This is a genomic window from Paenibacillus caseinilyticus, assembly GCF_027533645.1.
Lineage (GTDB): Bacteria > Bacillota > Bacilli > Paenibacillales > NBRC-103111 > Paenibacillus_G > Paenibacillus_G caseinilyticus.
This window is the reverse complement of record NZ_JAQAGY010000002.1, coordinates 593,329-613,439: the sequence shown is the minus strand read 5'-3', so window position 1 is coordinate 613,439 and position 20,111 is coordinate 593,329. Positions and strand designations below refer to the sequence as shown.

General features: G+C 59.4%; 18 protein-coding genes. 6 read left to right on the top strand and 12 right to left on the bottom strand.

Annotated features, from left to right (window positions below):
• The first annotated feature begins 325 nt into the window (after nt 1-325).
• Nucleotides 326-1,024 (top strand): response regulator transcription factor, encoded by a 699-nt coding sequence (locus tag O9H32_RS05570; RefSeq protein ID WP_269864878.1) that lies wholly within the window; start codon nt 326-328, stop codon nt 1,022-1,024.
• Here O9H32_RS05570 and O9H32_RS05565 read toward each other — a convergent pair.
• Nucleotides 1,021-1,938 carry a stalk domain-containing protein gene (locus O9H32_RS05565; RefSeq protein WP_269864877.1) on the bottom strand — a complete coding sequence of 306 codons (918 nt, stop codon included), beginning with the start codon at nt 1,936-1,938 and terminating at the stop codon, nt 1,021-1,023. The genes O9H32_RS05570 and O9H32_RS05565 overlap by 4 nt on opposite strands.
• A gap of 459 nt (nt 1,939-2,397) precedes the next feature.
• Nucleotides 2,398-2,760: a hypothetical protein gene (locus O9H32_RS05560; RefSeq protein ID WP_319946923.1), complete on the bottom strand. Its 363-nt coding sequence runs from the start codon at nt 2,758-2,760 to the stop codon at nt 2,398-2,400.
• Nucleotides 2,761-3,041: 281 nt separating this feature from the next.
• Here O9H32_RS05560 and O9H32_RS05555 point away from each other — a divergent pair, with 281 nt between their 5' ends.
• Nucleotides 3,042-3,713, top strand: a complete 672-nt coding sequence (locus tag O9H32_RS05555; RefSeq protein ID WP_269864876.1) for a DUF1054 domain-containing protein — start codon at nt 3,042-3,044, stop codon at nt 3,711-3,713.
• A gap of 107 nt (nt 3,714-3,820) precedes the next feature.
• Nucleotides 3,821-4,552 carry a hypothetical protein gene (locus tag O9H32_RS05550; protein ID WP_269864875.1) on the top strand — a complete coding sequence of 244 codons (732 nt, stop codon included), beginning with the start codon at nt 3,821-3,823 and terminating at the stop codon, nt 4,550-4,552.
• 412 nt (nt 4,553-4,964) lie between these two features.
• On the opposite strand, the gene O9H32_RS05545 is transcribed toward O9H32_RS05550, so the two are convergent.
• The 7 genes from O9H32_RS05545 to O9H32_RS05520 all read right to left on the bottom strand — a co-directional run bounded on the left by O9H32_RS05545 (nt 4,965) and on the right by O9H32_RS05520 (nt 14,175).
• Nucleotides 4,965-6,035, bottom strand: a complete 1,071-nt coding sequence (locus O9H32_RS05545) for an SGNH/GDSL hydrolase family protein (RefSeq protein ID WP_269864874.1) — start codon at nt 6,033-6,035, stop codon at nt 4,965-4,967.
• Between the two features lie 223 nt (nt 6,036-6,258).
• Nucleotides 6,259-6,642, bottom strand: coding sequence for a hypothetical protein (locus O9H32_RS32985; RefSeq protein ID WP_455072780.1), 384 nt, complete (start codon nt 6,640-6,642; stop codon nt 6,259-6,261).
• On the bottom strand, nt 6,576-7,553 hold the full coding sequence (locus tag O9H32_RS05540) for a rhamnogalacturonan lyase family protein (RefSeq protein ID WP_455072779.1): 978 nt from the start codon (nt 7,551-7,553) through the stop codon (nt 6,576-6,578). The genes O9H32_RS32985 and O9H32_RS05540 overlap by 67 nt, the downstream gene beginning before the upstream one ends.
• 250 nt (nt 7,554-7,803) lie before the next feature.
• Nucleotides 7,804-10,329, bottom strand: a complete 2,526-nt coding sequence (locus tag O9H32_RS05535; RefSeq protein ID WP_269864873.1) for a helix-turn-helix domain-containing protein — start codon at nt 10,327-10,329, stop codon at nt 7,804-7,806.
• Nucleotides 10,330-10,455: 126 nt separating this feature from the next.
• Nucleotides 10,456-11,337, bottom strand: a complete 882-nt coding sequence (locus O9H32_RS05530) for a carbohydrate ABC transporter permease (protein WP_269864872.1) — start codon at nt 11,335-11,337, stop codon at nt 10,456-10,458.
• A 27-nt stretch (nt 11,338-11,364) separates the two neighbouring features.
• Nucleotides 11,365-12,327 carry an ABC transporter permease gene (locus O9H32_RS05525; protein WP_269864871.1) on the bottom strand — a complete coding sequence of 321 codons (963 nt, stop codon included), beginning with the start codon at nt 12,325-12,327 and terminating at the stop codon, nt 11,365-11,367.
• A gap of 99 nt (nt 12,328-12,426) precedes the next feature.
• Complete coding sequence (locus O9H32_RS05520; RefSeq protein WP_269864870.1) at nt 12,427-14,175, bottom strand: extracellular solute-binding protein; 1,749 nt, start codon at nt 14,173-14,175, stop codon at nt 12,427-12,429.
• Nucleotides 14,176-14,520: 345 nt separating this feature from the next.
• On the opposite strand from O9H32_RS05520, the gene O9H32_RS05515 reads away from it, so the two are divergent.
• Together O9H32_RS05515 and O9H32_RS05510 are read left to right on the top strand one after the other, a co-directional pair.
• Nucleotides 14,521-15,210: a TetR/AcrR family transcriptional regulator gene (locus O9H32_RS05515; RefSeq protein WP_269864869.1), complete on the top strand. Its 690-nt coding sequence runs from the start codon at nt 14,521-14,523 to the stop codon at nt 15,208-15,210.
• Between the two features lie 6 nt (nt 15,211-15,216).
• On the top strand, nt 15,217-15,783 hold the full coding sequence (locus O9H32_RS05510; protein ID WP_269864868.1) for a GNAT family N-acetyltransferase: 567 nt from the start codon (nt 15,217-15,219) through the stop codon (nt 15,781-15,783).
• Nucleotides 15,784-15,914: 131 nt separating this feature from the next.
• On the opposite strand, the gene O9H32_RS05505 is transcribed toward O9H32_RS05510, so the two are convergent.
• Complete coding sequence (locus O9H32_RS05505; protein ID WP_269864867.1) at nt 15,915-17,093, bottom strand: MFS transporter; 1,179 nt, start codon at nt 17,091-17,093, stop codon at nt 15,915-15,917.
• Between the two features lie 287 nt (nt 17,094-17,380).
• Between O9H32_RS05505 and O9H32_RS05500 the strand changes: the two genes are divergently transcribed.
• A complete protein-coding gene (locus tag O9H32_RS05500; RefSeq protein WP_455072778.1) occupies nt 17,381-18,850 on the top strand; it encodes an aminotransferase class I/II-fold pyridoxal phosphate-dependent enzyme in 1,470 nt (489 codons plus the stop codon).
• A 170-nt stretch (nt 18,851-19,020) separates the two neighbouring features.
• On the opposite strand, the gene O9H32_RS05495 is transcribed toward O9H32_RS05500, so the two are convergent.
• Nucleotides 19,021-19,167: a hypothetical protein gene (locus O9H32_RS05495; protein ID WP_269864865.1), complete on the bottom strand. Its 147-nt coding sequence runs from the start codon at nt 19,165-19,167 to the stop codon at nt 19,021-19,023.
• Nucleotides 19,136-19,975: a Cof-type HAD-IIB family hydrolase gene (locus O9H32_RS05490; RefSeq protein ID WP_269864864.1), complete on the bottom strand. Its 840-nt coding sequence runs from the start codon at nt 19,973-19,975 to the stop codon at nt 19,136-19,138. The genes O9H32_RS05495 and O9H32_RS05490 overlap by 32 nt, the downstream gene beginning before the upstream one ends.
• Nucleotides 19,976-20,111: the final 136 nt, after the last annotated feature.

Here is a 20,111-nt window from a genome sequence, read left to right as displayed (position 1 = left end):
TTGCCTCCAGCTTCCTTCAGATTCCACCTCACGGTGGACACCCTTGCTCTTGGCTAACGGTAGGCGTTCGCCAGCCCCCGTTCGGGACTTTCACCCTAGAGATGACGCCCATGCTGGGCGTACGGCGACGAAGGCCGTTCCCCTCAAGGGGACGGCCTTTACCGCGTATACGGGGGAAAGTAGCGCCGCCACGTTCCCTCCGCAGAAGTTTTCTTGTATAAAATCGGCTTTGACACCTGCACAACCGCATGATACCCTGTGGACACCTGCACCCGAACATTCGGGCCAGGACCCCGCCCTTAGGCGAACAGGAGGCACTCATAGCATGATTAGCGTACTGATTGTCGACGACGATCCCTTCATCCGGGAAAGCCTCAGCCTGATCTTGGGGCTGGATCCCGGGATCCAGGTAGCCGGGACCTGCGGCAACGGCCTCGAAGCCCACGCCTTCTTCGAAGGAGGCTCATTCGCCGATGTCGTGCTGATGGATATCCGGATGCCCGTCTGCTCTGGCGTGGAGGGCACCCGCCTCATCAAAGCGGCCGTCCCGTCCGCCCGTATCCTGATTCTCACGACCTTCGATGATGACGAATATATCGTCGAAGCGCTCCGCAGCGGCGCCAGCGGCTATCTGCTCAAGAACATTCCGCCGGACCGCATCATCCAGGGCATCAAGACGGTGTACGAGGGCAACTGGCTCATCCACCCCGATATCGCGCGCAAGCTCGCGGGCTGGATTCAACCTCAATCCCCGCCTCAAGACACTGCCGCGGCAGCCGGGGCCCCTCCGGCCCGAAATCCCCTCAAGCGGCTCGAGCCGTTCGGTCTGACACCTATGGAGACCCAAGTGGTCCAACGTATCGCGGACGGCCGCTCGAACAAAGAAATCGCCCAGGAATTGTTCCTGAGCGAAGGGACGGTAAAGAATTACATTACCGAAATATTGAGCAAAATGAGACTGCGCGACCGGACGCAGATCGCTATCCTTTATTGGAGGGAGGATGGCGGGGACGAAGCCCGTTAAGGGCTCTCCCGCTTGTCCGCCTCGGAGTTCAAATCCGTCGTCTGTGTAATATTCACCGTGTAGGTGCTGTCGGTCGTCTGCGGATTCTTGGTCAGCTTGAGCACTTCGCGCATATAGCGGTTGACGACTTGGCCGCCCTTCAGACGGACCGTCTCGAAGTAATAGTACGCATATTCGTCTTCCTTGCCTTGCAGCTTGTCCAGAATGACGGGTTTCTTGTAATAGACGTTCTCGCCATATTCCATCGTCAGCGTCGCTTTGACATGTTCCCGCAGAATCTTCAGCTTCTCGGTGTGCATCTCGTCAGTGACGACATACTCGGTACCGGCCGAGGTGCGCTGAACGTAGACCTGCTCCGGCTCCTGACGCCAGCGCTGCGCCAGCTCGCTCTGCAGAATGTACACTTCCTCCGAATAACGCTCCTTGGCTTTCTTGAGACCCGAAGTGTCGATCCCCATCCGCTTAACGTCCTTCTCCCGGTAATACAGGCCCGCCATATAATTGTTCTTGTCGTACGTCTGCAGCATCGGATATTCGCCACCCAGATACTTGAGTTTGAGGGCGGTAGGATTGTCCCAGATCATCGCCTGGTATTCCGGATCCCCCTCCTCCACTGGCTGTTCCTCGTTGATCCGGGAATTGATATAGATCGTGCGGGTATCCCCCTGCCAATAAATATTGGCGCCGAGCAGTCCCCCGAGCTCCGCCAGCGGCAGATAACTCTTATCCTGGTATACCAGCGTCGGCTGGCTGAGTTCTACCGCCTTGCCGTCGAGTACGATCCGGAAGTCCGGCCGGAGGTACGCCTCCACCTTCTGGAGAACATCCTCGGCATAGACGCCGGCCGTGAAAGCGGAAGACACCGCGAGCACGGCGGCGGTCATTCGCAAGGTCCGTTTCATAGTACGTTTCATAAACCGTTATTTCCTTTCCTGAGAAGATATGATGATGTGCCTGTGGAGCAAAATGATTGCCATAAAGAACCGCATAAGTAGGATATCGGCTTTTGCGGACCGGAATGTGGGCTTTTTGTTGTTCTTTATAACGAACGACCGCGGATGCGGTGAACGAATGGTCGGATCGGCTGCGCGGCCGCCTTATGTACTGGTGTATCCTATTCGGCAAAGCTCGGCATAATCCTGCCCCCGCGGCAGCTGGCACCCCAGGTAAATTCTACTCCTGAAAGACGAAGCCCTGTAGGACTCCGGGGTGCAGCAGCGAGCTGAGTTCATGAACAACTCTAACCAAACCGAAGGAGGCCTCCGCTGCACGGCAAGCCGTGACGCGAAAGGCCTCTATCCTGCCCTGCTTGCGGGTGTGCAGATATGATCTCGTGCTGGCCTTCCTGGCGCCGATTATCCTGGCCCTGCTGCTCAACTAGCTGCGGCTTGTGTCCTACAAGCGGGTGCTGCAGACGGTTCTCCAGACGGGCCATACAATCCGATGAGCAGCGTATTGTTTAGGATATTCAGGCAATCGCCGTGGGCGAACATGCGCCGGAAGTGCCCGAGTGCGGTCCATTTGCAGACTGTAAAACCTTGGGAAATGTTGTGTTCCTGAAAGGCGATCACCGAGCCCGGCAGTGGAACACACTTGAAAACCAGAAAATACAGGATGCCGGGCAGCGAGATGAGGTAAAGCGCTTTGTACTTCCACATCAGACGGAGCCTGCTCTCGCGCGCGCTGCGCTTGACAGGCAATGTAACCGGGGGAGCCGCCTGCCGTTTGGCCGCCACAGGGCGTCCTCCTTTGTGCTTCTGGGATGGAATGGCTATGCTTGTATGGTGCCGGAGATAGCGTTTACACAATAGGGGGCGGCTTATTGCTCTCTTGTGTTTTTTTGAGAGAATCCCGGCGGCTGGACAGATGCATAGGGGCTCCAGTTATGCTATAGTAGAGAGGTTCCAGATTAGAATCATTCTTAAGTGGATCGGCGGCAGCCTCGCTGCTGCACGGACTCACCGGTCCGAAGTAACACATACAGCTATGAATTTACCAGAAACGGAGTCTGCCTCTCATGACGTTTACCGGTTTTACCCCGCATGATTTTGATACCTTCTCCATCGAAGGCTTGGAAGGCCGCATGGAAGCGATCCAGAGCCGGATCCAGCCGAAATTCCGGGCGATCAGCGAAGCGCTGCTCCAGGAGCTGTCCGTTCAGGCCGGCGAAGAGCTGCACTTACATATCGCGAGGCACGCCAGACGCAAAGTCAACGCGCCCGTCGATACGTGGATGAGCTTCTCGAGCTCGAAGCGCGGCTACAAGCAGCTTCCCCACTTTCAGATCGGCCTCTTCGACGACAGGGTATTCCTCTGGCTGGCGCTCATCTACGAGCTCCCGAACAAAGTGAATATTGCCCGCACCTACTTGAACGAGTTGGATACCGTGCTGTCGGCGGTCCCGGCAGAGTACATGCTCTCGGCCGACCATATGAAGAAAGACGCCGACGCCTTCGGCGATCTGGGCGAAGAAGGCGTGCGCCGGGCCGTCGAACGGTTCCGCGACGTCAAGAAGGCCGAGCTGCTTATCGGCCGCAATATCTCTGCCGGCAGCCCGGTGCTGCAGGATGGCGATGCGTTCCTCGGGCTTGCCCGCGACACGTTCCGCACGCTGATGCCCCTGTATCAGCTGGCCAGCCGCGGCGCCGGATTGACGGCGGAAGAAGACGCCCGTTCTATAGCGTTTTAAGTAAAAATTTAGGTAAGCCTAAGGTTCCCTTAAGATAAGGTTTACCCCTCCTGTGTATCCTAGTAATGGCACACAGATCAAGCCACGCCATAAGGAAGGTGACCCAAGTGAACAACTCGTACACGAAAAAGGCGCTAGCCACCTCTCTTGCACTGGCCCTCCTGCTGGGGGGCGGAGCCGTGCTCGGCGGCACCCAGCTGGTCCGCGCGGCCGATCCCGCGGATGCGGCCGTCGCCGCTCCACCTTCCGGCACCGCCGATGCGGTAACCCGGGCGGAACGCAAAGACCGGGGCGGCAAGCACGATATCCACGGCATGCCGATCTTCGAAGAAGCGGCAGCAGTGCTCGGGATGGACAAGAAGGAGCTGAAGGCTGCGCTGAAGGATAAGACCCTTGTCCAGATCGCCGCCGACAAAGGCCTCTCCGAAACGGATCTCGTCGCGAAGCTGCAGGCCGAACGCACGAAGCAGATCGACGCGGCGGTAGCCGCCGGCCGGCTGACCGGCGAGAAAGCCGAGAAGATCAAGAAGCAGATGGGCGAGCACCTCGGCCTTATGATCAACCGCAAGTTCACCGGCGAGGAGAAGCACGCTAAGCACCACGGCGGCAAGCACGCGATGCTGCCGGCGCCGGAAAAACTCGCGGGCATCCTCGGCATCACCGAAGACGAGCTGAAAGCGCAGCTGGGGGCCGGCAAGTCGCTCACCGAGATCGCGGCCGCCAAGGGCATCTCAAAGGAGCAGCTCGTGGCCAAGATCAAGGAAGAGATCACGCCTTGGATCGAGAAAATGGTCGACCGCAAGCACCCTGCGGACGGCCAAAAGAAGAAAGCCGAGTAACCTGCGGCTTTCCCCAACACACAAAGCCGTCCGTGGCTGAAGCCCGGACGGCTTTGTGTTGTCCATTCGCAGGCCACTCCCTGCGGCAGGGGAGGGCCTTGTTTCGGATCGCGGGCAGGATGTCAGGGAGCCCGCTCTTGCCCTCGCCCTGCCAGCGAGGCTGTATCATTTTGATAGCGACCTTTATGCAAAGCATAACGGAGCGCAAAATGATACTGTCGAGCGTCGACCTTGCCTCTGGCCCTTGCCCTTGCTCTTGCCCTTGCTCTTGCTCTTGCCCTTGCTCTTGCCCTTGCTCTTGCTCTTACCCTTGCTCTTGCTCTTGCCCTCCCCCTGCCAGCGAGGCTGTATCATTTTGATAGCGACCTTTATGCGAAGCATAACGGAGCGCAAAATGATACTGCCGAGCATTCTAACGGAGCGCAATCTCACACAGCCGGGCACTGATGACCTCGTGCCCATACGCCGAAGGCAGCAGGAGATCGGCGCTCAGCAGCGACGGGTCTCCAAGCAACTCCGTCCCGGGAACATAGACCACGCCGGGGTGGCCCAGGCTCTCCACGGCTGACCGGACCATGCAGCGCAGCCGTGCCGCCTTCCCCTCTCCCTGCAGATCGTATCGGCACTGGAAGAGGTCGGTACAGATCAACCGCCGGTCCCGCAGGCCGATCGTGAGCAGGGTCAAAAAACGGTTCACCTGCCGCTCGAGCCTATCCTCTTCCCACGCCTCGAGGACGCCGCTGCCCAGCTCCACCGAGGCCATATGCCAATCGCTCCGGGATGCGATATACAATGCCATCGCGTCCTCCATGTGAGCGCTTCCAGTAAAGCCGAGGTGAAGGAGATCCATGCCGAGCCGCTGTGCCGTCCGCATAGGATAAGTGCCTGTGGGCCGAGGGTAGCCGCTCCCATGGGCCGCGGAGGAACCGTAGGCCAGCCAGCGCTGCCGGGGAAGCTGGCCTGGCTCCGGCGGGTGAAGCTCACCTTCGACCGAGATGATCTCCCACATCCCCCTATGCGGAAGAAGGATCCGGACAACCGCCGGATCAAACGCCAGGCTCCCTGTGGCGGCCAGCCTCTGCAGCATCTCCAGATGTCCCGGCGGGCGCACGATGACCTCTACTTCCCCTTCGCATAGATGTACCGTCACCCAGGGGGCGGCACCTTGGAAGGCACCGAAATAGACCTCCACCTGACTCCACGTCTGTTCTGACACACAACCCGGCTCCCGGTCCTGCGCTTCCCCTGGCATCTGATCTGACGCCAGGCCGGCCTCATCGTGAAGGTTTCCTTTCCCTTGACGGAGCTTGATGCGGGCCATCTCCCCCTCCAACACGAACCGGATTTCGCAGCCGCAAGTATGATACACCCCCGCGTCGCGGGCATCGGAATGCAGGGCCCGGCGGACCGGTTCCGGGACCCGGCAGAGGCGGATGCCTTCTCCCTCCAGCGGTATCACCGACTCTACATTGTGCAGCTCCATGTTCCCGTACCTCATGCCTCATCTCCCCTTCCCTGGCAGGAAGAACCCGATGATGAACCAAACCATGCTTTTCCGACGGGTTGTCCTGCCCCTTAGGATCCTCACCTTGAGCGTCGATTCAGCCGGTTCGTGATGAGGTTGCGCTCACTGATCATTACCCCGCCAGGGCGTTACCAATCCGAAAGTGGCGGCGGTCCCTCCGCACGGGTAGCTTGGGTAACAGCTAAAGAATTTCGCCGCCGGGATACAAGGTAGAATGCGACAGCCGCTTAGGCTGCCGCAGGGGACATCCCGGAATAACGGGGGTCAAAGGATCCGGACGGCTGGAGTAGACATAAGCCGACTCCGCATCGTAGATGATCACCTGCGCCCGGCCCGTGCCGAGCAGATCGCCATGCACGGCGTACCCTTCTGTGCGGAACTCCGCAGCCACCCGCATGTGTCCGTCATAGAGGCTTGGATAGACACCGCCTCCCCGCCGGTAGGCCAGAATATAATCGAGCCCGGTATCGTCCCAGCCCTGCAGCGTCTCGATGATCGTCAGCCACCCGGCCGTCGTCCGGTCCTCTTTCCATAACTCCCGGCCGTCGTCCGGTCCTCTTTCCATAACTCCCGCCCGCCGGCATCGAGCAAGAACAGCGCATCCTTGCCCTTCTGCCTTATGCCCGTGTCCTCCCGCACCATCCGGTCCAGACCCGCCACCTGAAGGCCAGGCAGATCTTCCCTGAACCGGCCGAGCGCCACGTGCTGGGACTCGATAGATCCCGTATAGCGCCACAGCTCCCGCCCGCCGCTGTCATACATAACGGTGACGCTGCCGCCGATCACCAGCTCCTTGTGACCGTCGCCGTTGACGTCTCCGACCCACACGCAGTCCGCATGGTCCTCCAGATCCGTGCAGCTCCAGCGCACCTGCCCGTTGGCATCCAGCAGCTCGTACCCGGCCATCACCTCGTCCCTTCCGTCGCCGTCGAGATCGTGGCACCACGGATAGTGGCCGAGATTGCCTTCATGGCTCCACAGAAGACGGAATTCGGAATCGAGCGCCCACAACCGGTGGTATCTGTCTTTCAGAATGAGGTCCCGCGCCCGGCTTCCCCCCGTCAGATTCGCTACGATGATACAGTCATGGGCATGAGGGTCCGGCAGCTCCGCCGTCCGCCTTACCCGGCCGGTAGCCCCCTCGAGCACCAGAAGACGCCCGTCCATCACGCAGATCACTTCCAGCCGGCCGTCGCCGTCGAGATCGTAGATCTGTGCCGGATAGTCGGAGCCCGGGCCGCCGGCCGTCTCACTCGGCTTCCCCAGCTGCCACAGCTGCCGGCCGTCCAGATCGAAGGCGGTCAGGCACTGCACCTGATGCGGAAGGTAGCGCACATCCTGCCGGTCATCCGGCTGTACGAGCAGCATCTCCATTCGTCCGTCTCCATCCAAGTCGCCGAGCAGCATCTTGCAGCGGGGGCCTGCGGCCCGGATATCGACCCTGCCAAGCATAAAGGGAGTTTGTTCCATAGTCATCGTTTTCTGCCTCCTGCTGCCGTCGAAGATGAGGGAGCACCGGACTGCACTGCCGGCGCTCTCGTCTTTGCGGCACATATGAAGCCATGATACCCCTCGCTCCGGTTGGACGGCAACGATACGATCTTGCTCGCAGGCGGCTTGTCCGGCTTGCATTATTTTGAGCGTATGGACGATCTTGCGTATGCCAGCGCAGCGCTTCCTACCATACTCCCTCCATCTATCCTGCTTCTCCCTATGCTCCACCGGCTTACGCTTCCCGCTCCGCTGTCTCGCGGTACTTGCCCGGCGTCGTCCCGGTGACCTTCTTGAATACCCGGATCAGCCCGATATCGGCGGCATAGCCCACCTGCTGCGCGATCTGGGTCACCGTCAGCCGCTTGTCGCGCAGCAGCCGCTTCGCCTGATCCACGCGCACTTTCGCCACGTAGTCGGTCAAATTCTCGCCCTGTTGTTTTTTGAAGAAGGCGGACAAATATTGGGGGGTAATATGGAACGTATCGGCGATCGATGTCAGGCTGAGATTGCCGTCCCCGTAGCGCTCTTCGATATGGGTACGGATCGCCTGCAGCAGAAGCAGGCTGTGGTCGCTTGAGCGTGATTTCATGTAGCGGCAGAGCGAGAGGAAGAGCCCGGAGATCTCGCGGTGCATCTCCTCGGCGGTCGTGCAGCGCGTCAGCTTCTGGATAGGATCAAACTCGCCCGGGAACACCTCTGTAACCGTCAGGTTCATGCCGTTCATGATCTTGAGCAGCGTGCTCACCATGTTAAAAAAAAGACAGCGCCCCATCTCCGGCGTAATCCGCCGGGCTTCGAAGTGGACTGCGTAGATGCTCCGGAGCAGGCGCTGGACGCCTTCCGCATCGCCGCTCTTCACGCTGCCCATGAGCTGGACTTCCAGCTCAATCGGATAATGATAGTGATGCTCCTCCCCCTGCAGATCCGCAAAACGGAGGACCGTCTCGGCTCCGCTGACAATCCGGTGATCGGCTGCCCGCGCCGCCTCCAGGAAACACTGCGGGATCCGGGCGGCCCCTTGGTGAATGGAGCTTACGCCGAGCGTCAGCTGAATCTCGAACCGGCTGCGCATGACATGCTGCAGGGCGACTGCCGCCTCCAACAATTCCTCTTCCAGCCGCCGGACAAGCCAGGGAGGCAGAGGCGGCTCCCCGCTCGCCCCCTTCTCCTCCAGACCTCCATCCTTCTCGTACGGTGCATGCAGCCCACGATCTCGGGCCTCCCTATCTTGTGCCTCCTTCTCCTCCGCTTCTTTCTCTTCCCCCTGCTTCGGTTCCGCCTCCTGGCGGCGGAAATTGAACAGCACCGCCAGCGTGGACCGGTCCAGCTCCACCGTATAACCGTGGTGGGCCCCGCTCAGCAGATCCTGGCATACATTGGAGACGATGAAGCGCACCAGCGCCCACTGCCGCTCCGACGCATCCCCGGCGAATCCCCGGATATCGCCGATCCGCACGAAGAGAACCGCGAACCGATCCGAGACGAAGGTCATGTGCATGAACCGCAGCGATTCCGGCGTCAGCGCCTCCGGGTCCACTTCTCCGCGCAGCAGGCGCTGCAGGAAATTCGCCCGGAGCACCGGCGTCTGGCCGGCGATCGTATCCCGCAGCCGCCGCTCCTCTTCACGGCTGACCTCGATCGTCTCGCGGATCAGATCGTACTCGCTGAGCTCGCCCTCCCCGAGCAGACGGAATCCACCGGCGGAGGACCGGCCGCTGCTCTGGATGACACCGACCAGGTCGCGGATCGGAGAGTAATTGCGGTAAGCCATCCGGTAAGCGGCCAGGCTGCCTCCGATCAGGCACAGCAGCAGCAGGCACAGCGACCAGGCTTTCATCGTCTGAAGGCTCTCCAGGACGAGATCCTTCGGAAGGACGAGCACGTATCGCCAAGCGGCCTGCTTCGAATGCGTGTATGTGACGATCTGCTCCCGTCCGTCCTCATCCTTCAGCTCGAAGCGGCCCGCATCACCGCCGAGATGCCCGAGGAGGCCCTGCCGGGGAGCTTCGCCCTCCGCCGAGGAGAGCACCAGCTCGCCGTCGTTATTCAGGATGAATACGCTGCCGCCGCCGGCTGCTGCCTGGGCCAGCATCGCCCGGACGGGTGCCGCGTCGAGCAGCAGCACCAGAGAGCCCTTGATATCGGTGGTCTCCACCAAAGGCAGCGATTGGACGAAGGTCAGCATCCGGCGCGGACCTACATCACTGGACAAGACCTGCCTCGCGGGAAGGTAGGAGCGGTAATGGTAGGAACCGAGAACCTGCCGCCTCCAATCGTCGTACGACATGCCCTCCATCGGGTAGATCCGCTCGAAGAAGGTACGGGCATCGGTACGTGAGGTCGTCGTCATGACCGTATCCGACGCCCCGAAGTACAGGAAGACGTCGCTGATCAGCGTGCCCGTTCCCCGGTACGGGCCCAAATGCTCTTTCATAAACTCGACCAGCCTGTAAGCGTCCTCCGGCGCCTCCGACCCGTCGTTGTTCAGCAAGCCCGGCAGCTTCGGGTTCAGGGAGATCCGCTGGGACACCTGCTCCACTTCCCGGAGCCTCACGTCCAGCGTCTGGCGCAGTTGGTCGAGCAGCGCGGTATTCGCCCGCTCGGCCTGCCCCATCATCATGCCTTCCACCTTCGAATACAAGACCAGCCCGATGGTTACGGGCAGCAGGAAGATCAGCAGATACGATGCGAGCAGCGTCAGGAAGAGGCTTTTGCGGTTCCATACGGATGACGGAAGACGGATAAGCTTCGGGATCATAGCGGGGCACCTCCGGTCAGAGACGCTTTCGCACGCTGGCACGCAAGCGCTTTCTTAAACCTATTCGCGCCTCCCCTGGCAATTCCTCCCGCCTTCCCCCTTTTCCCCCGCCTTCGTACATACGCGTTATTCCTTGATAGCCCCGATCATGACGCCCTTCACAAAATACTTCTGGAGAAACGGGTACAGCAGCAGGATCGGCACCGTCGCAACGATAATCGTGGCATACTTGATCGTCTCGCCGACCGGAATCTTGTCCAGCGATGAAGCCCCCGTCATCATGTTGTCGGTCGAATTCGTGATGAGAATCTCACGCAGCACGAGCTGCAGCGGGTACAACTCCCTGTCGCGCAGGTAGATCATGGCCCCGAACCAGGCGTTCCAATGGCCGACCCCGTAGAAGAGGATCATCACCGCCATGACGGGGAGTGAGAGCGGGATAATCACCCGGAAGAGAATCGTCCAGTCGTTCGCTCCGTCGATTCTCGCCGATTCCTCCAGCGATACGGGAACCGCCTGGAACGAAGTCCGCATGATGATCAGGTTCCAAGTCGAGATCGCTCCCGGGAGCAGCAGCGCCCACGGGGTATCGATCATGCCGAGCGAGCTCACGAGCAGATAGGTCGGGATCAGTCCGCCCTGGAAGAACATCGTGAGGACGATCAGGAACATCAGCGCGTTGCGGAAATACACTCCCTTGCGGGACAGCACATAGGCGCCAAGCGAGGTCATGAACAGGTTGATCGCCGTACCGGCCGCCACATAGAACAGGGTATTGCGGTAGCCTGCCGGAATCATCGGGTTGTCGAACACCGCCTTGTAAGCGTCCAGGGAGAACCCGTCCGGCATGAGGAGCAGTCCCCGGTGCTGCATGAGCTCTGCCGGGTCGCTGAGCGAAGCGAACGCCACATAGAGGAACGGATACAAGGTCAGGAGACTGAGCAGCACCATGAACATCGCGTTCGTGCCGTCGAACACCTTCTCCCCCGTCGTTCTGCGGTTAAGCATATCGGCACCTCCCTTTCTCTTGCCTGGTTACCACAGCTTCGTATCCGTCAGCCGCTTCGAGAGAGCGTTCGAGACCACGAGCAGCGTGAAAGCAATGACGGCATTGAAGAGGCCTACGGCTGCCGTGTAGCTGTAGTTCGCCTCGAGAATCCCTTTGCGGTAGACGAAGGTGGAGATGACATCCGAGGTCTCGAAGGTCAGCGGCGTGTACATCAGAAGAATCTTCTCGCTGCCCACCGACATCATCGTCCCCATCTTGAGGATGAGGAGAATGATCACCGTCGGCATAATCCCCGGAATGGTGATGTGCAGCGCCTGCTTCCAGCGTCCGGCCCCGTCCACCTTCGCCGCTTCGTACAAGGTCGGATCGATCGCGGCCAGCGCCGCCAGATAGATGATGGATCCCCAGCCCACTTCCTTCCAGATGCCCGATGCCACATAGAGGAAGCGGAACCAGTCCGGCTCGCGCATATAGGCTGTCTCGGCGAAGCCGAACAGAATGAGGAGCTGGTTAATGACGCCGTCGCGCGCCAGAAAATCAACCATCATCCCCACCACGACCACGATCGAGATAAAATGCGGCAAATACGTGACCGTCTGAATCGCCCGCTTGAACCACTGGACCCGCAGCTCGTTGAGCAGCAGCGCCAGCAGGATTGCCGCGGGGAATCCGAAGCAGAGATCGTAGAGACTGAGCAGCAGCGTATTGCGGATCAGCCTCCAGAAGTAGAACGATTCGAAGAATTCCTGAAAATGCTTGAACCCCACCCAAGGGCTGCCGAGAATGCCGTCCCCGAGGCTGTAGTCCTTGAAGGCGATCTGCAGGCCGTACATCGGGCCGTATTCGAATACGGCATAATAGAGCAGCACCGGCAGTGCCATGAGATAGATGACGCGGTTGCGCCGCAGATCCCTGCCCATACGCCGCAGGAATCCATCTTGGGTTCGGCTCTTGGGTGCGCCGGCCAGCTTCTCTTCCATCATCGCCATGATTTCTCCCCCTTCCGCACGCCTTCGGAGAAGACCGCTGCAGGTCCCCTCCCGCGTGAGTATCGCCTCTGCCCTATCCCGCTGTCCCAGCAGGCCGCATCAGCGCTTGTTGTAACGTTCGAGCGCCGCCTGCTGGATCTTGATTGCTTCCTGAAGCCCCATGCCCTTCAGCGTCTGCACGTACTTGTCGAAGTTCTCCAGCGGTTCTACGCCCATCACGAACTTGCTGTACATCTCATCGCGGTACGTATTGATATCGCTCATGATCGACGCATACTTACCGCTCTCCTCCCGGTTCGGCGTAACCAGCGGCATCCGCCTCTCATTCGTCGGCTCCGCCCATACCTTCAACGCCTCCTTCTGCTCCGGCAGTTCGGCATACTGCTCCAGATAGCGTTTGTCCTGTACGAACATGCCGTCCCAGGAGGAGCGGGCATACTGGGCCATCGCCTGCTGCACCGGCAGTCCGTTCGGGTTCTTCAAGACGAGATCCGTATACTTCGGATACCCGTTCTCCATCTTGTAGCTGACGCCCTCGAGACCAAAGTTCATCAGCATGTGGCCTTCATTGGAGTACCCGTAGTCCAGCCATTTGACCGTTTCCTCCACATTCTTGTTCGAAGAGGAGATGGAAGCCGTTTTGCCGTTAAATATAAAATCACTCTGTCCCCACAGCGGCTTATCCCCTTTATTCAGCACCGGATACGGAATGGCGGACAGCTTGAAGTTCGGATCCTTGCCCTTCATCAGATTCATGTATTTGCCGATCCCGCCGCCCATGTTCATGACTGTCACGCCGAGCTGGTTTCCCGTAATCTTGGCATCGAGCAGCTTGTTGTCCGTCGCCGCAAAATCCTTGTCGAGCAGCCCTTCCTTATACCACTTGTTCATCAGCGCGAGGTATTCCTTGTAGCCCGGCTCCACCGGCCCGTATTTCACTGTGCCGTTCTCCTGTTGGAAGCCGTAGGAGACTCCGTAAGCCCCCAGGATCGCTGCCGATGAGTTGAGTTCGCCGGTTGCCGGCGTGAATGCTCTCATCAGGTAAGGGATTTCGTCCGCCTTGCCGTTGCCGTTCGGATCCCTCTCCTTGAATGCCTTGAGCACCGTGTAGAGCTCATCGACCGTTGTCGGGACCTGGAGACCAAGCTTGTCGAGCCAGTCTTTGCGGACCGCCAGTCCCTGGTACACCAGAAGCGATTTGTCGCCCCGCAGGAAGGGAAAGCCGTAGATGCTGCCTTCGTCGGTCGTGATCTGCTTCTTCATCTCCGGGTTCGCCTCGAGCACTTTCTTCAGGTTCGGCGCGAACTTATCGATATACTCGTTGAGCTTCAGAATCTTGCCGTCCTTGATGGCCTTCTCCGGCCCTCCCGGATAGTCGTTGATGAAGTAATGCTCGATGACATCAGGCAGCTTGCCGCCCGTGATCATCAGATTGAACTGGTCCTTCTCCTGCCCCTGCGGCGGATGCTGAAAGTCCACCTTCACCCCGGTCTTCTTCTCGAGCTCCTTGTACATGCCGATTTCATTGTAGCTCTTCATGGTGGCGGCCACCTGCGTTGCCATACCGGTCCAATAAGTCAGCCCGGTCAGCTTGGCGGGCTCTTTGGATTCCCCCGCGGCCGGACTGCCCCCGGAAGCCGGGCTGCCCCCCGAGCATCCGGCTGCGGCAAGCAGAGCCGCGACCGCAATGCCGGCAGCCGCGCGCTGCGCGGGTCGATAAGGCTTACTGACTCGGCCCTGTCCGATTCGGCCTTGTCCGGTGCTGTCTTGACTGGTGCTGTCATATAGTTTACCGCCCTGCCTCCTGCCTCCATGACCTATGGTGCTGCCGCTTTTTCTGTCGTTCATTCGTACCTGCCTCCCTTTTTCGATCCCTCTCAGGGCGGAGCCCCGATTCAGCATAGTAGACTGTTTAGAAAAGCGCTTATACTACTGGAGAAACGATAGGACAGCTGAAGTTAGGCCTGATGTCTGACTGCATCATAAGCGGCCGTCTGCACCTCTGTGAACCGCGGAATTTCGGGTACCGCCTTCCAGAATCGTGAATGGGAGCTATCCATTCTCCGATCGACCCTCCGAAATTAATATTTAAACGTTTAAATTATAAGAATGAGCGTTTACTCACACTGGCTATCCGTTATGCTTTATACTATAGAATAGCAAACTTTCAGCAACAAGAAAGAAGGTGAACGCATGACGACCGAACCGGCTTCGGAGGATGCCTGGCTGATGCAGCTGCTCGAGCTCGGGGATTCCGGGAAAGACATGACGGAGAAGCAGAAGAGGATCGTGATAGCGGCGGTCGATATTTTTGCGGCCAAGGGCTATTCCGCCGCCTCCACCAGCGAGATCGCCCAGAAGGCCGGCGTCGCGGAGGGCACGATCTTCCGGCACTATAAGACAAAGAAGGAGCTCCTGCTCTCCATCGTCGGACCGACCATGGCCAAGCTTGTCGCCCCGTTCGTTCTGCGCGATTTTACCCCTGTGCTTGAGGCCCGGTACACGGGGTATGACGAATTTTTGCGGGCGCTCGTCCGCAACCGGCTCGAGTTCGTACGCCGGCATCTGCCGGTCATCCGGATTCTGCTGCAGGAGATCCCCTTCCAGACCGAGCTGCGCGAAGAATTCAAAGCCGTTCTGATGAAAGAAGTGTATAGGCGGGTGGAGAAGGTGATTCACCACTTTCAGGCACAAGGCCAGATCCTCCCTCTTCCCGCCTTTACTGTCGTCCGGCTGACGGTGTCCGTCGTGGTGGGGTTCCTCATGACACGCTTCCTGCTCTTTCCCGAGAAGGACTGGAATGAGGAAGAGGAGATCGATACCTGCGTGAAATTTATTATGAACGGCCTGTCTGCGGGCGGGGATCCGAGAGGAGGGGAGTAACCTACCATGCTCATGCAGGGACAATCGGTCTATACGCGCATTCTGCTCCATTCGGATACGGAGGCCTTGTGGCGCCTGCGGACGGAGAACCGAAGCTTCTTCCAGCCGTTCGAGCCTATCCAGGATGAAGCCTTCTATACCCGGGAAGGCGTGAAGGAGACAATCACCCAGTCGCTTGCGGAACAGGAGCTGGGCGGCAGCTTCTCCTTCGGCATCTTCACGCCGGGTGACGAACTCATCGGACGGGTCCGGCTCTCCTGTATCGTCCGCGGGGCCTGGCAGAATGCGAACATCGGCTATATGCTGGCCGAGCGCTGGAACGGCCGCGGGCTCATGACCGAAGCCGTAGGACTGACGCTGAAGTTCGCCTTCGAACATGCGAACCTGCACCGCGTACAGGCAGGCATCATGCCGGGCAATACCGGCTCGCAGCGTGTAGCCGAGAAGAACGGCATGCGCTGCGAAGGCCTGGCTAAGCGGTACCTCCGGATTGCCGGCGTATGGGAGGATCACCGCATCTATGCGATCACGGCGGAGGATTGGCGGGAGCGGCCGAAGGGCGTGACACCCTAGAGAAGACAAAGAACGAGCTCTGCGGCTTACTCTTTCTGCAGGTCAAAAAAGCTGTTTCCCTGCCGGTACGTTCCGGCTGGAAAACAGCTTTTTTGATGAGATCGGGACTTTGCAAGCTTCGTGGCGGTCCGTCAAGCCGTCTGACGCAGACGGCTTCCCTCGGCCCGGTCCGCCGCGATGAAGCGGAAGAGCAGGAACACGGCTGCCGCCGACATCAGAGCGCCGGAGTAGAACGGCAGGTTATGGCTGTAGTCGTAGACGCCGGCGCCGAGCAGCGGCCCGGTGATCCGGCCGAGGCTGTCCATGGACGAGCTGAGGCCGGAGGCGACTCCCTGCCCCACCTTCGTCTTCTGCGTAATGAGCGAGGTGACGCAGGGCCGGATCAAGGCATTGCCCGCCGCGAAGACGCTGAGATAGATCGACGCGGTGAGCAGCGAGCTGGAGAACAAGATGAGCACGAAGCCCACCGCCGACAGCACGAGACCGATGCCGATCACCGTGGACTCCTGCCCTCTCTTGATCAGCCGGCGAACGACGCCGCCCTGGATCAAGGCGCCGACAATGCCGCTGACGGCAAACATGATGCCGAGCTGCTTCGCGTCCGCACCGATTTGGTCACGCTGGAACAACAGCAGCGTCGCCTCCAGACCGGCGAGGGAGAACGAGACGAAGAACGAGAGCACATACAGGTACTTCAGCGGGCCGTCGAAGGCCTTCCACCGCGATACCTTTGCCTCCTGCGGCTTGCGGCGCTTGTCCTCGGTCAGCGATTCCGGCAGCATGAAGAAGGCGAAGACGAAGGTTGCAAAGGCAAGCGCAGAGGCCGCGAAGAACGGAACCTGGGTGCCGAAGCCGCTCAGCAGGCCGCCGAAGGCCGGTCCGAAGATAAAACCGAGACCGATCGACATCCCGACGAGCCCCATTCCTTTGGTCCGGTTCTCCTCGGAAGTGATATCGGCCACATAGGCGACCGCGCAGGCCGTGGCCGCGCCGGAGAAGAGACCCCCGAGAATCCGGGAGAGGTACATGAGCACCAGGTTGTCCCCTGCAATCCCGAACAGGAAGAAGGAGATACTGAAGCCGAAGGCTCCGGTCATGATGAGAGGACGCCGTCCGATCCGGTCCGAGAGCGATCCCCAGAACGGAGACATCAGGAACGAAGCGAGCGAATAGACAGAGAGCAGCAGTCCAAGGTGAAAGCTCTCTGCCCCCGAGCCGGTCACCGCGTCCGGCAGGACGGGAATAATGATGCCAAAGCCGATAAAGATCGTCATGAGGAGAATCATGACGACGCCGAGCTGTTTGTTCATACGGGTGTGTGTTCCCTTCAAGGAGGATAGGAATAGGGTCATGGTAACAACCGCGCTCCGCTTGGGAGGACCTGATTCCATTGTCCCTGTCATCGTACCATATCTTGAGAAAGGAATGAAACGGACTCTCCCAAGATTAACAAAATCGACAAACCTTTCTTTGCAAAGGCTTGTGTAAAGGTTTTGAAACTATTTCTGAAAACCGCTTGCATCCTCGTCCCATTTTGCTATACTCAGTTTGTTTGCTTTTTTCCAACAAATTTCGCACATGAAGGGTAGGGATGACCGTGGATCAAACGAAAACTCCCCTGTTCACCGCACTGAAGGAGCACGCCGGACGCAACCCGGTACAGTTTCACATTCCAGGACATAAGAAAGGTGTCGGCATGGACCCGGAATTTCGGGAGTTTATCGGCGACAACGCGCTGTCCATCGACCTGATCAATATAGCACCGCTCGATGACCTGCACCAACCGACCGGCGTCATTGAAGAATCGCAGAAGCTCGCCGCTGACGCTTTCGGGGCGGACCATACCTTCTTCTCCGTCCAAGGCACCAGCGGGGCGATCATGACCATGATCATGACGGTCTGCTCGCAGGGCGACAAGATCATCGTACCGCGCAACGTGCACAAGTCCGTTATGGCCGCGATTATCTTCGCCGGGGCGAAGCCCGTCTTCCTGAAGCCCGTGCGAGACGAGAATCTCGGTATCGATCACGGCGTGACGACCAGTTCCGTCAAGCGCGCGCTCGAACGCCATCCGGATGCGAAGGCTGTCCTCATCATCAATCCGACGTACTATGGCGTCTGCGCGAATCTGAAGGAAATCGTCGACATCGTCCACGGCTACAATATTCCGGTCCTGGTCGACGAAGCACACGGCGTGCTCATTCACTTCCATGACAAGCTGCCGATGTCGGCCATGGAAGCCGGCGCGGATATGGCCGCTACGTCCGTACATAAGCTCGGCGGATCCATGACGCAGAGCTCCGTGCTTAACATCAAGGGAGAGCGGGTCAGCGTCCGCCGGGCGAAGACGATCATCTCCATGCTGACGACCACTTCGACGTCATATATCCTGCTCGGCTCGCTCGACACCTCCCGCCGCAACCTGGCATTGAACGGCAGAGCGATGGCCGAGAAGGCCATCGAGCTCGCGAACTACGCCCGTACGGAGATCAACCGTATTCCGGGGCTGTACTGCTTCGGCGAAGATATTCTCGGAACGGAAGCCACCTTTGACTACGATCCGACGAAAGTCAATATTCATGTCCGCCACCTCGGCATTACAGGATACGAGGTCGAGAACTGGCTGCGAGACGAGTTCAACATCGAAGTCGAGCTCAGCGACATGTACAACATCCTCTGCCTGATTACACCCGGCGATACGCTCGATAACGTCGAATCGCTGCTTATCGCGCTGCGCCGCCTCTCCGAGGAGAATTACAACATCCGCCAGGCGAACGAGCTCGTAATCAAGGTGCCAAAGATTCCGCAGCTGACGCTGACGCCGCGCGATGCCTTCTACGGCGATACGGAGCTCATCGCGTTCAAGGAGTCGGCCGACCGGATCATTGCGGAGTTCATCTATGTGTATCCGCCGGGCATTCCGATCCTGCTGCCCGGCGAGGTTATCTCGCAGGAGCTCATCGATTATATCACCGAGCACGTCGAAGTGGGCCTGCCGGTCAAAGGACCGGAAGACCGCAGCATCGAGTTCGTGAAGGTTATCGTGGAGACGCCGGCCATTTTCTAATCCACCATCGGCTATCCCCCGCCAACTGCAGCATCCGGCTCGTCCGTCCAACGGAACGGGAGCCGGATGCTGTTTTTTATTTTGAAGCGGGACTGCACAGTACGCAGCCCTCCGCAGTCGGAGCCCGTCTAGCAGGAACAGCCTCCCCCTTAAGCGGCAGACCTTGCTGCTTAAGGGAAGGCGTCTTCCCCGAAGAGCAGCCGGTCCACGGTCCGCCCGAGGTGAATACAGAACGGGAGGATATCGCAGGTAAGTGGATGCGCCAGCTCCCTCAGCTGCGGCTGCCTATGCTTCTTCTCCAGCGATGTGACGCTCAAGCCACGCGACGGCATCCGCCACCGCATGCTCGTTGTGATGCACCCCGTGGCGCTTCGCTTCCTTGAGCAGGTCCTTGTGGGCATTTGCCACCGCAATGCCGGTTCCCGCACGCCGGATCATCTCGAGATCGTTGAGATGATCCCCAAGTGCGATCGTCCGCTCCCGCGGGATGTCCAGCATGTCCATCAGCCGCTCCAGCGCATGTCCTTTGGTCGCCCCGTAGGGGAGGATCTCAAGATACCTGTCATCGGAACGGACCCATTCGATCTCGGCTCCCTGCGTCTGTGCAACGATCGTGTCGGTCCACTCGTCAAGCAGCTCGGGATCCCAAGCGAACAGGATCTTGCTCCAGGGCCCCGGAGCGTCTTCCGGCGCAGCAGCCGGGCGCTCCGGGAAGCCTTCGATCTGGCGGTGGCGCGCTGTCATGAGATTATCCTGCAGGAAATAAGGGATATCCGCGCCCTGCGGATATATTTCGATCCCGATCCCGGGGAAGCGTTCCTTCACGCGGGCCAGCACGCCGGCACATGAGACGGGCAAGGTCTCTTCCCACACGTTCTCCCCCCGCTGGAAGTCATGAATCACGACGCCGTTATAGAGGATCGCCGGGGCATTGAGCGGCAGCCGGTCCGCATAGGGCTTCGCCGACGCGGCAATACGGCCTGTCGCCAGGGTAAAGCGCCCCCCTTCTTCCGTAAAGCGCCGGATGGCCGCTTCGTTCTCCGGACTGATCCGCTTCTCGCTGTCGAGCAGCGTACCGTCCATATCGGTGACCAGCAAATAGCCGGCAAATTGGTTCGTACCCATCGCTGAATCCTCTCTCTCCTGCAGATCGGAGCTTGTCTTCCGCCCCTCTGCCTATTCGGTTGTATTCGCCCATAGGGAATGCTATGATGAGGCTTGAGCACGTTCGAGGCACGAAGCACATTATTGAAGTCCATTC